This window comes from Streptomyces sp. NPDC040622 (assembly GCF_055593965.1).
Map to the genome: position 1 here is coordinate 1 of NZ_JBVIXD010000003.1, position 12,612 is coordinate 12,612.

The following is a 12,612-nucleotide window of genomic DNA, read 5'->3' on the forward strand; positions in this document are numbered from 1 at the left end:
TTTCCCTTTCCGGCGAGTCCGACTCTATCAGATCCTTTCGGGCCTGACTCCCAGTCAGCGGGCGTTGTCTTCGCGGCTGTTGGGCCGTTCCGACGAGTGAGACTTTAGCGGAATCCTGGCTCCCGACCTAATCGGGGGCGTCCTTTCGAACGCGGATTCCTCATTTCGCAAATACGCATGAAAACAAACCGAAGGCGAGTGCCTGAGGGCGCACGACGTCGATCGTTTGAATGGTTGTTGCGGAATGGCTGCCCGGGGACCGACCGTGGTCGGCGCTCACGTCGGGCAACTCGGAGAACACTACGGAGCGGGTCCAGGCGTGTCAACTCCAGACGACGAGGCCCTGTCGGGGCTACTCTGGAGGACGTGACTACACGTGCGTACGCCCAGCTGTGGTGGGCCGCCTGACGGCGGCCGTACATACGCATGTACTCAATGGCCGCCGCCTCGGCGGCCGTTCTTGTTTCTCCCCCTGGAGGACCTGGAGCCCGGACGCCGGGCCGGCGGTCCTGACCAGAAGGCGGAGAGATGACGAGGATCTTCAGCGGGGTCAAGCCGACGGGGCATCTGACCCTGGGCAACTACCTGGGGGCCGTCCGGCAGTGGGCCGAGGTCGACCAGTACCGCGCCGACGCCCTGTTCAGCATCGTCGACCTGCACGCCCTGACCGTGGAGCACGATCCCGGGCGGGTGCGCAGGCTCAGTCGGCAGGCGGCGACGCTGCTGCTCGCCTCCGGGATCGATCCCGAGCGGGCCACCGTCTTCGTCCAGAGTCATGTGGACGAGCACGCCCGGCTCTCGTACCTCCTCGAGTGCCTCGCGACGGACGGCGAGATGCGGCGGATGATCCAGTACAAGGAGAAGTCCGTGCTGGAGCGGGCGCGGGGCGGGAGCGTGCGGCTCTCGCTCCTCACCTATCCCGTGCTGATGGCGGCGGACATCCTGGCGTACGACGCCGACGAGGTGCCGGTGGGCGAGGACCAGACCCAGCACGTCGAGCTGACGCGGGACCTGGCAGTGCGGTTCAACCAGCGCTACGGCCAGACGTTCGTGGTGCCGCGGGCCACCCCGCCCAAGGTGGCGGCGCGGGTCATGGACCTGCAGGACCCGACCTCCAAGATGGGCAAGTCCCACGAGGCCGGGGCCGGGATCATCTATCTGCTCGACGAGCCCGACGTGGTGCGCAAGAAGATCATGCGTGCCGTCACGGACAGCGCGGACGAGGTCACCTTCGACCGGGAGTCCAAGCCGGGGGTCTCGAACCTGCTGGAGATCCTCGCGGCTTGCCAAGGTGGGAACCCAGAAGCCTTGAGCGGTGTATACGAGTCGTACGGCGCACTGAAGAAGGACACCGCCGAGGCCGTGGTGGAACTGCTCAGGCCCGTACAAGCACGGCACAAGGAGTTGGTGGCGGACCCCACCTATCTGGAGGAGGTGTTGCGGCGGGGTGCGGAGCAGGCGCGGGGCATGGCCAAACCGACGGTGGACGGTGCGTATCGGGCGATCGGGCTGCTGCCGCCGGTGAACGCGGTGCGATAGGCGCGGGGGCGCGCTGCGTGGGTGGGTGCGGGCCTGCTGTGGCCGTTCGCGCAGTTCCCCGCGCCCCTGAAGAACCACCCGCCGCTGGGGGCCCGGACAGATTGCGGGTGCGGGCCCGCTGCGGCTTGTCGCGCAGTTCCCCGCGCGCCTGGAAGTGGCAGCCGGGCCCGCCCCACAAGACGGACCCGAGGCGGGGTGTCAGGTGTTGTTGCCGGAGGCCAGTTCGCGGCTGCGGTCGCGGGCCGCTTCCAGGGCCGCGATCAGGGCCGCGCGCACTCCGTGGTTCTCCAGTTCGCGGATCGCGTTGATCGTCGTGCCCGCGGGGGACGTGACGTTCTCGCGGAGTTTCACCGGGTGCTCGCCGCTGTCCCTGAGCATCACCGACGCCCCGATCGCCGCCTGGACGATCAGGTCGTGGGCCTTGTCGCGCGGCAGGCCGAGCAGGATGCCCGCGTCGGTCATGGCCTCGACGAGGAAGTAGAAGTACGCGGGGCCCGAGCCGGACAGCGCCGTGCAGGCGTCCTGCTGCGTCTCGGGGACGCGCAGCGTCTTGCCGACCGCGCCGAAGATCGCCTCCGCGTGGGCGAGCGCGTCGGCCGAGGCGTGGCTGCCGGCCGAGATGACGGACATGCCCTCGTCCACGAGGACGGGGGTGTTCGGCATGACGCGGACGACGGGAGTTCTCTCCGCGAGGCGTTCCTCGATGTAGGCCGTCGTGATGCCCGCGGCGGCGCTGATGACCAGGCGGTCGGGCGTGACGTGCGGGGCGAGTTCGTCGAGCAGCTTGGCCATGTCCTGCGGCTTGCAGGCGAGGATCAGGGTGTCGGCCTGCTCGGCGGCGTCGGCGTTGCTGACGGGGGCGACGCCGTAGCGGGTGCGGAGTTCGTCCGCGCGGTCCTGGCGGCGGGTGGTGACCAGCAGGTCGGCCGGCGCCCAGCCACCGCGGATCATGCCGCTGAGCAGCGCTTCACCGATCTTTCCGGTGCCGAGGACTGCGACTTTCTGGCGCGTGTTGCTGCTCATGAACGGTGGCCTCCGGGGTTGCGTCGTCCGGGGACCATCCTCGCATCGGCGCGGGTCGGGCCGTGCGGGGGCGCGGGTCAGGCCGTGCGGCGGCGCAGCGTCGCCGTGCCCAGGCCGAGGACGAGCAGCGCGCAGCCCGCGACGATGACGACGTCGCGTACGAAGTCGCCGGTGACTTCGGGGTGGTGGAGGACTTGGTTCATGCCGTCGACGGCGTACGACATGGGGAGTACGTCGGAGATCCGCTCCAGGACCGGCTGCATGCCGGAGCGCGGCGCGAACAGACCGCAGAGCAGCAGCTGGGGGAAGATCACCACCGGCATGAACTGGACGGCCTGGAACTCGGAGGCCGCGAAGGCCGAGACGAAGAGGCCGAGCGCGGTGCCGAGGAGCGCGTCCAGCAGGGCGATCAGGAGCAGCAGCCAGGCGGATCCGGTGACGTCCAGGCCGAGGGCCCAGAGGGCGAGTCCCGTGGCGAGGGTCGACTGGACGACGGCCAGGGCGCCGAAGGCGAGGGCGTAACCGGCGATGAGGTCGCCCTTGCCGAGGGGCATGGCGAGGAGGCGTTCGAGGGTTCCCGAGGTGCGTTCGCGCAGGGTGGCGATCGACGTCACCAGGAACATCGTGATGAGCGGGAAGATCCCGAGGAGCGAGGCGCCGATGGAGTCGAAGGTCTGCGGGCTGCCGTCGAAGACGTAGCGCAGGAGGAGCAGCATCACGCAGGGGACCAGGATCATCAGCGCGATGGAGCGCACGTCGTGACGGAGCTGGCGCAGGACGCGGGCGGCGCCGGCGAAGGTACGGAAGGTGTTCATCGGCGGGTCCTGGTCGGGGCGGTGTGGTGGGCAGGGGAAGGGGCAAGGGCGGGGGCAGTTGTGTGGGGGGTGTCGGCTCCGGTGCGGGAGCCCGCGTCCGCCTCGTCCACGAGGTGGAGGAACGCCGCTTCGACCGTGTCGGAGCCGGTGCGGACGCGCAGGGCGTCGGGGGTGTCGTCGGCGAGGAGTTCGCCCTCGCGCATGAGGAGCAGACGGTGGCAGCGTTCGGCCTCGTCCATGACGTGGGAGGAGACGAGGATCGTGGCGCCGCGTTCGGCGGCGATGGCGTGGAAGAGGTTCCACAGGTCGCGGCGGAGTACGGGGTCGAGGCCGACGGTCGGCTCGTCGAGCACGAGGAGTTCGGGGGCGCCGAGGAGCGCGACGCCGAGGGAGACGCGGCTGCGCTGGCCGCCGGAGAGGTTGCCGGCGAGGGAGTCGGCGTGCGAGGTGAGGGCGACGTCGTCGAGGGCGCGGGTGACGTCGTGCCGACGGCGTTCGGCGGCGGGGCCGCGGCCCGGGTCGAGGACGGCCGCGAAGTAGTCGAGGTTCTGGCGGACGGTGAGGTCGTCGTAGACGGAAGGGCTCTGGGTGACGTAGCCGATGCGGGAGCGGAGTGCGGGGGCGCCCGCCGGGTGGTCGAGGACCGTGAGGGTGCCGGTGACCTTGGCCTGGGTGCCGACGATCGACCGCATGAGCGTGGACTTGCCGCAGCCGGAAGGGCCGAGGAGACCGGTGATCTGACCTCGGGGGACGGTGAAGCCGATGCCGCGCAGGACGGTGCGGGGGCCTCGGACGACGGTCAGCCCGTCGGCCAGGACGGCCGGGCTCGCGCCGGGAGAAGACGGCCCTTGTGTCGGATGTGTCGGGTGCGTCGGATGTGTCGAGTGCATCGGCTGTGCCTGGTGCATCGGGTGCGTCGGGCTCCTTTTATTCATCATGCGATGAATAATCCTTCCGCCACCGGGCCCCGTCAAGGCGCGGCGCGACGACCACGCAGAGACCGCGCAACGACGCGCGACCGAGGGGAGCGCGGAAGCGGGGGCGGGCAGGGCCGCACGCCCCCGCGCTTCCGGGTTCACGCGGCGGTAACACGGGACCGTCGCGCGGCCAACCCCCTTAAGTGACAATGGAATTCAGCGTCACGGGCCTCCCCCACCCCGACGCGCACCCGCGCATCTCCCGCACGTCATCACCGTCGGAGGTGCCTCCTTGTCCCCCTCACCGGCCCTGTCCCGCAAGAGCCGCAAGAGCCGCACGAGCCGTAAAGACCACGACATCCGCGCCACCCGTACCCGCCGTACCCGCCTCGTCCGTCTCCCCTCCCGCGCCGACCTCGTCGCCTCCCTCGTCGTGTTCCTCGTCGCCCTCCCCCTCTGTCTCGGTGTCGCCGTCGCGTCCGGCGTGCCGGCCGAGCTCGGTCTCGTGACCGGCATCGTCGGCGGGCTGGTCGTCGGTGTGCTGCCGGGGAGCAGCCTGCAGGTCAGCGGGCCCGCCGCCGGTCTGACCGTGCTCGTGTTCGAGGCGGTGCGGGCGTACGGGCCCGCCGCGCTCGGCGTACTCGTGCTCGCCGCGGGGCTGGTGCAGATCGTGGTGGGGGTGCTGCGGCTCGGGCGCTGGTTCCGGGCGGTCTCCGTCTCCGTGGTGCACGGCATGCTCGCGGGCATCGGGCTCGTCCTGATCGCCGGGCAGCTGTACGCGATGGGCGATGTCACCGCACCGGCCGACGCCGCGGGGAAGCTCACCGGCTTCGTGGGGTTCGTGGGTGCCGCCGAGCCCGCCGCGCTCGCCGTCGGCGGGGGCACGGTCCTGGTCCTCGTGGTGTGGCCCCGCCTGCGCGGTGCCGCGCGGATCGTGCCCGCGCCGCTGGTCGCGGTCGGGCTGGCCACCGCCGCGACGGCGCTGCTGCGGCTGCCCGTGCGCAGGATCGAGGTGCGGGGCCTGCTGGACGCCGTACGGCCGCCGGGCGCCGGTGAGTTCGCGCGCCTCACGGAAGTGGGCGTGCTCGGCACGGTGGTCGCGTTCGCGCTGATCGCGTCCGCCGAGTCGCTGTTCAGCGCCGCGGCGGTGGACCGGCTGCACCGGGGACGGCCTACGGACTACGACAAGGAGCTCATCGCGCAGGGCGCGGGCAACGCCGTCTGCGGAGCCCTCGGCGCGCTGCCGATGACCGCGGTGATCGTGCGCAGCGCCGCGAACGTGCGGGCCGGGGCCCGGACCAAGGCCTCCCGGGTCCTGCACGGGGTGTGGCTGCTGCTCTTCGCGGCCGCGCTGCCGGCCGTGCTCGGGCTGATTCCGGTGGCGGCGCTGGCCGGGCTGCTCGTGTACGCGGGGTGCGGGCTCGTGCCCGTACGGGAGGTGCTGCCGTTGTGGCGCGAGCATCGCGGCGAGGTGGTGGTGCTCGGGGTGACGGCCGTGGCGATCGTGGCGACGAACCTCTTCGAGGGGGTGCTCGTCGGGCTCGCGCTGGCCGTCGGCAAGACCGCGTGGGACATCAGCCACGTCCATGTGGAGACGACGGATCTGGGCGCCGGGGGTGTGGTCGTCCACGTCCTCGGAAACGCCACGTTCCTGCGGCTGCCGAAGCTGCTCGACGCGCTGGAGGCGCTGCCGGTGGACCGGCCGGTGCGGCTCGACCTCGCGAGGCTGCGGCACGTCGACCACGCGTGCGCCGCGGCCCTGGAGGGGTGGGCGGAGCGGCGGCGCCCGGGGCCGTCCGGCGGGGATCAGCCGGTGGAGTCCGGGCCTGCGGACGACGGCCGGATCGCGACCAGTAGCTCGACGAAGTAGCTCTCCTCCACGATCCCGTCGGGGAAGGCCTTCAGGAGCTCCGTGCGCTCCTCGGCGAGGAAGGCCGCCGCGCGTTCCTCGCCGAGGACCAGGAACGCGGAGTGTGTGCCGAGGTTGGCGAGGTGCGTGTCGAGCGGGACCCGGCGGCTCCAGCGCAGGCGGTCGTGGCGGAAGTCGAGGTCGGTCGTCAGGTCGTCGGTGCGGGCGGACGCGCTGCGGGTCTCGTCGTCCCGGCCGAGGAAGCGGGCGACGCGCGCGGACTGCTCGTCGAACCACGGGTCCTCGTGGTCCTGGACGTTCCACCACAGGGCGAGGGCGCCGCCGGGCCGCAGCACGCGCAGCACCTCGGGCACGGAGCGTTCCTGGTCCGTCCAGTGCCAGGCCTGGGCGTACGTGATGAGGTCGGCGGAGCCGTCGGCGACCGGCAGGGCGTTGCCGTCGCCGCGTACGAGAGGGACGTCCGGCAGCGTGCGGCGGAACTGGTCCGCCATGCCGTCCCCCGGCTCGACCGCGAGGACCCGCGCGCCCCGCTCGACGAGCAGGGCGGTGGCGATGCCGGTGCCCGCGCCGACGTCCACGACGCGTGCGCCGTCGAGGGGGCGGCCCGCCAGGTGCTCGACGGCGTCGAGGAGGGCGGGCGGGTAGGAGGGGCGGTAGGCCGCGTACCGGGCGGCGGCCGCGTTGAAGGAGTGGGCGCGCGAGGGGGCTGAAGTCATGGGGGCATGGTCGCTCGCGTGGGGCGCGCGATCCAGACCCGCGGCCCGGCCCTGCGCCTGCGCCCCCTGCATGCCACTGCGCCACCAGCCGCCACTCCTCTACGCCTCCGCGCAGCTGCGCCTCTACGCCTCCGCGCGGCTGCGCCACTGCACCTCCGTGCGCGCAGCCGCGCCTCTCAGCGCTTGCGCTTCTTCCTCGACGGGTTGCCCGTCCGGCGCGACGTGCGCTTCTCGTACTGTTCGAGCGCCGTCTCGTACTCCTTGCGGCGCAGCCCCTCGCCCGGGGCCTCCTTCAGGGCACGGAAGAAGTAGGCGAGGAGGCTGCCGACGAAGCCGATCGTCATCAGGCCGCGCGTCGAGGACTGCGACGCCGCGTCGTGGCGGCGGCCGAACCCTTCCCACGAGCGACGGAAGGCGATGGCGCTGCAGATCGCGAACATGACGACGACCAGGAGGTTCACGAACTTCCCGACGTCCGCGATGGCCAGGCCCTCGTAGGCGAAGCGCAGCACGAAGCAGCCGGCCGCCGCCGCGGCCAGCGAGCCGACGGCGACACCCGCGCGGCGCGCGCCGTACCCGCCGTCGTGGGCGACCCAGGTCGTCCCGAAGAAGCGGAGGGGCTCGGGCTGCGGGCCGGGGGCCGTACCGGTGGGCTCTTGGGTGCCGGTGGGCTCTTGGGTGCCGGATTCTTCGCTCACCGTTTGATTATCGCCTGCCGCCGCGGGCGGCCCGCCGGTCGGCAGGGGCGGGCGTGCCGGTCGTCGAGGGCAGCCACGCCCTATTCGTCCCCCGCCTTGCCAGGCCGCACGGTCCGGCAGCTAGTTTGGGCGGCATACGTCGCAGCAGTGAATCGACCGGTGCGGCACACCAGGAAGCACGGGCAGTCGGGAAGCGCGGGGGAGGTCGGTGGGAATGTCGCTCCGTGGAGGAGACCCGGAGGAGATCGGCGGTTATCCGCTGGAGGCGCGCCTCGGTTCGGGCGGCATGGGCACGGTCTTCCTGGCGCGTACGGCGTCGGGGCGCCCCGTCGCGATCAAACTGATCCACCAGCAGTTCGCGGACGACGAGGAGTTCCGGATCCGCTTCCGGCAGGAGGTGGCCGCGGCCCGCCGGGTCAGCGGCGCCTTCACCGCGGCGGTGATCGACGCCGACCCCGAGGCCGGGCATCCCTGGATGGCGACGACGTTCATCGAGGGGCACACGCTCGCACAGCGCATCGCGAAGACGGGGCCCATCGGCGGCACCGAGCTGCGCACCCTGGCCATCGGTCTGACGGAGGCGCTGCGCGACATCCACCGCGCGGGCGTCGTGCACCGGGACCTCAAGCCGTCGAACGTGGTCCTCTCCCCCGAGGGCCCGCGCGTCATCGACTTCGGCATCTCGCGCGCGACGGACCAGCAGACGCTGACGATGACGGGACGGGTGATCGGCACGCCCCCGTTCATGTCGCCGGAGCAGTTGCAGGCGCCGCGCGGCGTCGGGCCGCGCTCGGACGTCTTCTCGCTGGCCACGCTGCTGGTGTACGCGGCGACGGGGCAGGGGCCCTTCGACGCGGACAGCCCGTACATGACGGCGTATCAAGTGGTGCACGAGCCCCCTTCGTTGGGCGAGGTGCCCGGCGAGCTGCGGCAGGTGGTCGAGCCCTGCCTGGCGAAGGACCCCGAGGACCGGCCCTCCGCCGACGAACTTCTCGTACGGCTGCGGGATCTGCCCTGCGACCTGGGCGGCGCGGCGGGCCCCGCGGACGGTCCGCGCAGCACGCGCGAGACGGACACGCAGCACCACCTCTCCCGGGACGACGACACCCCGGCGCCGGTCGCGCCGTCCCCCTCGCCCACCGGCCCGGACGCGAAGTCCGGTGCGCCCGCGCATCAGGGCGCACCGTCCGGTGCCGGACCGGACACGAGGACGTTCATCGGGCGCGGTCTGCGGCGCCGCTGGCGTCCGGTGCTCGCGGCCGCCGTGGCCGTGGCGGCGATCGGCGGCGGGGTCGCCGTGCTGCGGGCCGGCGACTCGGGCGGTCACGGCGGCGCGGACGACAGCCGTGACATCGCGGCGGCCGGGGCGCGACTGCCGGGCGGTTTCCAGCCGTGGCGAAAGACCGCGCCGGGCGGCCGCGAGGACATCCCGGACGAGCTGCGCTGTCTGGCGCGCGGCGACGCGCTGTTCTGCGGGGGCGGCGGGGTCGTCGCGACGCGGCTGCGGCTCTCCGACGGCTCCCGGGTCTGGACGGAGAAGAGCCCTGGCGTACCGGTGCAGGGCATGCACCTGGTGGGCGTCACCGGCGACACGGTGCTCGGCTACCGGTTCGCGGCCGAGGACGCGCCGGGCGGCCCGGCGAGCGAGGTCGTCGCCGTCGACGCGGACAAGGGCAAGGAACTGTGGTCGGTGCCCTCGGGCGCCCAGTCGACGGCTGTGACCGGCCGTACGCAGGACGCCGTGGTGGTCGGTTCGACGGTCGTGACGGTCGACGCGTCGAACACGCGCTTGGAGGCCCGGCGGGCGCACAGCGGGGACGTGGCATGGAAGCGGCCGTTCCCCTCGGGCACGCAGTGCTCCCCCGTCCCCTCGGGCACCCGGCTGTACGCGATGTGCGCGCCGACCGCCGAGGTGGCGGCGAGCGAGGTGCGCCACTCCACGCTGCACGTCGTCGACCTCGGCTCCGGGACGCTCGGCAAGGCCATCGCCCTCAGGGGCCCCGCCCAGCCGGTCGGTACCGCCGACGACCACCTCGTCCTCCTGCACCGGAACGAGAACCGGCTGGCGTCCGTCGGCTACGACGGGGTGACGCGGGTGGACCGGGACTCGGACAAGGTCTCGTACGCGCGGCTCGACAAGACGTACGCGGGGACGCCGGGGATGGCGGCCGGCGCCGTCTCCATCAGCGGGCAGACCGGTCTGGTCACGGCCTTCGACCCGGCCACCGGCCGACGGAAGTGGTCCCGGCAGACGGGCGTGGAGGGCGTCTCCGGCCCGGCGGGCGGGGACGGGGTGCTGTACTTCAGCTCGGCAAGCGGCCGGGTCGTCGCGCTCGACGCGCGCGGGGGCAAGCCGCTGTGGACGACGGATCCACGGGCCGACGGCCTGGCGGGCGAGACGAACGCCAGCTCGCGCGTGACGGTCGCGGGGAGCGTGGTGGCCGTGGCGGCCGCCAAGAACACGGTGTTCGCCTTCGACGCGACGAAGCCCCCGAAGTCGGGCTGACACCGCCGGAGTCGGACTGACGCCCCCGAAGTCGGACTGACGCCCCCGAAGTCGGACCGACGCCCCCGAAGCGGAGCTGACGCCGCCGGAGTCGGGCTGACCTCCCCGGCTCCGACGGCTTCCCTTGACGGCTTGCCTCGACGGCTTGCCTCGACAGCTTTCGCCGGGGGCTCCCCTCCCCCTGAGCGGAAGGCGTCAGCAGCGCGGTGCCACGTACCCGTTGCTGCCCGTGCGGACGTACGTGTCCGAGACGTACCGGCCGCTGCCGATCCGGTCCCATATCTTCGAGGTGCCCGTCGGTCCCGTGACCCGCTCGCCGGGCCTCTGGCAGGAAATGGTGACGCGGGTTCCGGCGCGGAGGCGCCCGACCGTGCCGTACGACGTGCCGGGGCCCGAGCGGACGTTGACGTCCGCGACGATCGGGTAGGACGCGGCGGCCGCCGCCTCGACTGCTTCGCCGGGCTCGTCGGTGGCCTCCGGCACCAGGACGTTCTCGCTCACTGTGCTCTCCCCCCGTAACGGGCGGCGCGGGCCGCCCTCGGCGTGTTTCTCACACCAGGGACGCGCCCGCGCCGCACATAGGTTCCCGGGGCCGGGAGACGCTCAGCCGAGCTTCGAGACGTCCCGGACCGCGCCCTTGTCGGCGCTCGTCGCCATCGCCGCGTAGGCGCGCAGGGCCTGGGAGACCTTGCGCTCGCGCGCCTTCGGCTCGTAGACGCCGCCCAGCGCCTCGCGGCGGGCGGCCAGCTCGGCCTCGGGCACGAGGAGTTCGATCGAGCGGCCGGGGATGTCGATGCGGATGCGGTCGCCGTCCTCGACGAGCGCGATCGTGCCGCCGGACGCCGCCTCGGGCGAGGCGTGGCCGATGGACAGGCCCGACGTGCCGCCGGAGAAGCGGCCGTCGGTGACCAGGGCGCAGGTCTTGCCCAGGCCCCGGCCCTTGAGGAACGAGGTCGGGTAGAGCATCTCCTGCATGCCGGGGCCGCCCTTGGGGCCCTCGTAGCGGATGACGACCACGTCGCCGGCCTTCACACCCTTGTTGAGGATCTTCTCGACGGCCTCTTCCTGCGAGTCGCAGACGACCGCGGGGCCCTCGAAGGTCCAGATCGACTCGTCCACGCCCGCGGTCTTCACCACGCAGCCGTCCACGGCGATGTTGCCCTTGAGGACGCCGAGACCGCCGTCCTTGGAGTAGGCGTGGGCGACGTCGCGGATGCAGCCGTTGGCGGCGTCCGTGTCGAGGGTGGCCCAGCGCTCGGACTGCGAGAAGGCCTCGGCGGAGCGGCGGCAGCCGGGGGCCGCGTGCCACAGGTCGAGGGCTTCCTCGGAGGCGGATCCCGAACGGATGTCCCAGGTGTCCAGCCACTCCTTGATGGAGGGCGAGTGGACGGTGTGCACGTCCTCGTTGAGGAGGCCGCCCCGGTAGAGCTCGCCGAGGAGTGCGGGGATGCCGCCGGCGCGGTGCACGTCCTCCATGTAGTACGTGGTGGTGGGCGCCGCGTTCGGGGCGACCTTGGCCAGGCAGGGGACACGGCGCGAGACGGCGTCGATGTCGGCGAGGTCGTAGTCGACCTCGGCCTCCCTGGCCGCGGCGAGCAGGTGCAGGATCGTGTTGGTGGAGCCGCCCATGGCGATGTCGAGGGCCATGGCGTTCTCGAAGGCGGCGTGGGTGGCGACGTTGCGCGGCAGGACCGAGGCGTCGTCGCCGTCGTAGTACCGCCGGGTGATGTCGACGACCGTCTGGCCCGCCTTCTCGTACAGCGCCTTGCGGGCGGTGTGCGTGGCGAGGACCGAGCCGTTGCCCGGCAGGGAGAGACCGATGGCCTCGGTCAGGCAGTTCATCGAGTTGGCGGTGAACATGCCGGAACAGGAGCCGCAGGTCGGGCAGGCGTTCTCCTCGATACGGAGGATGTCCTCGTCCGAGATGCTCTCGTCGACCGCGTCGCTGATCGCGTTGACCAGGTCGAGCTTGCGGACCGTGCCGTCGACCAGGGTGGCCTTGCCGGCCTCCATCGGGCCGCCGGAGACGAAGACCGTCGGGATGTTGAGGCGCAGGGCGGCCATCAGCATGCCGGGGGTGATCTTGTCGCAGTTCGAGATGCAGATCAGGGCGTCGGCGCAGTGGGCCTCGACCATGTACTCGACCGAGTCGGCGATCAGGTCGCGGGACGGCAGGGAGTACAGCATGCCGCCGTGGCCCATCGCGATGCCGTCGTCCACCGCGATGGTGTTGAACTCGCGGGGGATGCCGCCGGCCTCGCGGATCGCCTCGGAGACGATGCGGCCGACCGGCTGCAGGTGGGTGTGGCCGGGCACGAACTCCGTGAAGGAGTTGGCCACGGCGATGATCGGCTTCCGCCCGATGTCGGCCCCGGGTACACCGGAGGCGCGCATAAGGGCGCGGGCGCCCGCCATGTTGCGGCCGTGGGTGACGGTACGGGACCTCAGCTCGGGCATCGTCGCTCGCTCCTTCAGGGGCCCCGGTCGGGACCTTCGAGGCAGGGTATGACTTGCTGCCGAGCGTACGC

10 protein-coding genes are annotated in these 12,612 nt (G+C 72.3%); 3 read left to right on the forward strand and 7 right to left on the reverse strand.

Translation table 11 applies throughout. The annotated features are described in order from the left end of the window. The first annotated feature begins 528 nt into the window (after positions 1–528). Positions 529–1,539, forward strand: a complete 1,011-nt coding sequence (gene trpS / locus ACZ592_RS08405; protein ID WP_471580752.1) for a tryptophan--tRNA ligase — start codon at positions 529–531, stop codon at positions 1,537–1,539. A gap of 198 nt (positions 1,540–1,737) precedes the next feature. Here the strand turns inward: trpS and proC are convergent, their stop codons facing one another. The 3 genes from proC to ACZ592_RS08420 all read right to left on the reverse strand — a co-directional run bounded on the left by proC (position 1,738) and on the right by ACZ592_RS08420 (position 4,267). Beyond that, positions 1,738–2,562, reverse strand: coding sequence for a pyrroline-5-carboxylate reductase (gene proC / locus ACZ592_RS08410; RefSeq protein ID WP_471580753.1), 825 nt, complete (start codon positions 2,560–2,562; stop codon positions 1,738–1,740). Between the two features lie 77 nt (positions 2,563–2,639). Beyond that, the gene (locus ACZ592_RS08415) at positions 2,640–3,377 is read right to left on the reverse strand and encodes an ABC transporter permease (protein ID WP_471580754.1); all 738 of its coding nucleotides are present in this window, start codon (positions 3,375–3,377) and stop codon (positions 2,640–2,642) included. Further along, complete coding sequence (locus ACZ592_RS08420) at positions 3,374–4,267, reverse strand: ABC transporter ATP-binding protein (RefSeq protein ID WP_471581390.1); 894 nt, start codon at positions 4,265–4,267, stop codon at positions 3,374–3,376. The genes ACZ592_RS08415 and ACZ592_RS08420 overlap by 4 nt, the downstream gene beginning before the upstream one ends. A gap of 385 nt (positions 4,268–4,652) precedes the next feature. On the opposite strand from ACZ592_RS08420, the gene ACZ592_RS08425 reads away from it, so the two are divergent. Continuing rightward, entirely contained in the window at positions 4,653–6,164 is a 1,512-nt protein-coding gene (locus tag ACZ592_RS08425; protein ID WP_471581391.1) for a SulP family inorganic anion transporter, read from the forward strand. Here ACZ592_RS08425 and ACZ592_RS08430 read toward each other — a convergent pair. Both ACZ592_RS08430 and ACZ592_RS08435 read right to left on the reverse strand, forming a co-directional pair. Beyond that, the gene (locus ACZ592_RS08430) at positions 6,101–6,880 is read right to left on the reverse strand and encodes a class I SAM-dependent methyltransferase (protein ID WP_471580755.1); all 780 of its coding nucleotides are present in this window, start codon (positions 6,878–6,880) and stop codon (positions 6,101–6,103) included. The two genes, ACZ592_RS08425 and ACZ592_RS08430, sit on opposite strands and share 64 nt — an antisense overlap. Before the next feature lie 176 nt (positions 6,881–7,056). Next, the gene (locus ACZ592_RS08435; RefSeq protein WP_471580756.1) at positions 7,057–7,578 is read right to left on the reverse strand and encodes an EamA/RhaT family transporter; all 522 of its coding nucleotides are present in this window, start codon (positions 7,576–7,578) and stop codon (positions 7,057–7,059) included. Between the two features lie 214 nt (positions 7,579–7,792). Here ACZ592_RS08435 and ACZ592_RS08440 point away from each other — a divergent pair, with 214 nt between their 5' ends. After that, positions 7,793–10,084 (forward strand): protein kinase domain-containing protein, encoded by a 2,292-nt coding sequence (locus ACZ592_RS08440; protein ID WP_471580757.1) that lies wholly within the window; start codon positions 7,793–7,795, stop codon positions 10,082–10,084. 195 nt (positions 10,085–10,279) lie between these two features. On the opposite strand, the gene ACZ592_RS08445 is transcribed toward ACZ592_RS08440, so the two are convergent. Beyond that, positions 10,280–10,585 carry an SH3 domain-containing protein gene (locus ACZ592_RS08445; protein ID WP_471580758.1) on the reverse strand — a complete coding sequence of 102 codons (306 nt, stop codon included), beginning with the start codon at positions 10,583–10,585 and terminating at the stop codon, positions 10,280–10,282. A 102-nt stretch (positions 10,586–10,687) separates the two neighbouring features. Then, the gene (gene ilvD / locus ACZ592_RS08450; protein ID WP_471580759.1) at positions 10,688–12,541 is read right to left on the reverse strand and encodes a dihydroxy-acid dehydratase; all 1,854 of its coding nucleotides are present in this window, start codon (positions 12,539–12,541) and stop codon (positions 10,688–10,690) included. Positions 12,542–12,612 lie beyond the last annotated feature (71 nt).

Coding starts and splice junctions, on each gene's coding strand:
- trpS (WP_471580752.1), top strand. CDS start 529: ATGACGAGGATCTTCAGCGGGGTCAAGCCGACGGGGCATCTGACCCTG.
- proC (WP_471580753.1), bottom strand. CDS start 2,562: ATGAGCAGCAACACGCGCCAGAAAGTCGCAGTCCTCGGCACCGGAAAG.
- ACZ592_RS08415 (WP_471580754.1), bottom strand. CDS start 3,377: ATGAACACCTTCCGTACCTTCGCCGGCGCCGCCCGCGTCCTGCGCCAG.
- ACZ592_RS08420 (WP_471581390.1), bottom strand. CDS start 4,267: ATGCACTCGACACATCCGACGCACCCGACACATCCGACACAAGGGCCG.
- ACZ592_RS08430 (WP_471580755.1), bottom strand. CDS start 6,880: ATGACTTCAGCCCCCTCGCGCGCCCACTCCTTCAACGCGGCCGCCGCC.
- ACZ592_RS08440 (WP_471580757.1), top strand. CDS start 7,793: ATGTCGCTCCGTGGAGGAGACCCGGAGGAGATCGGCGGTTATCCGCTG.
- ilvD (WP_471580759.1), bottom strand. CDS start 12,541: ATGCCCGAGCTGAGGTCCCGTACCGTCACCCACGGCCGCAACATGGCG.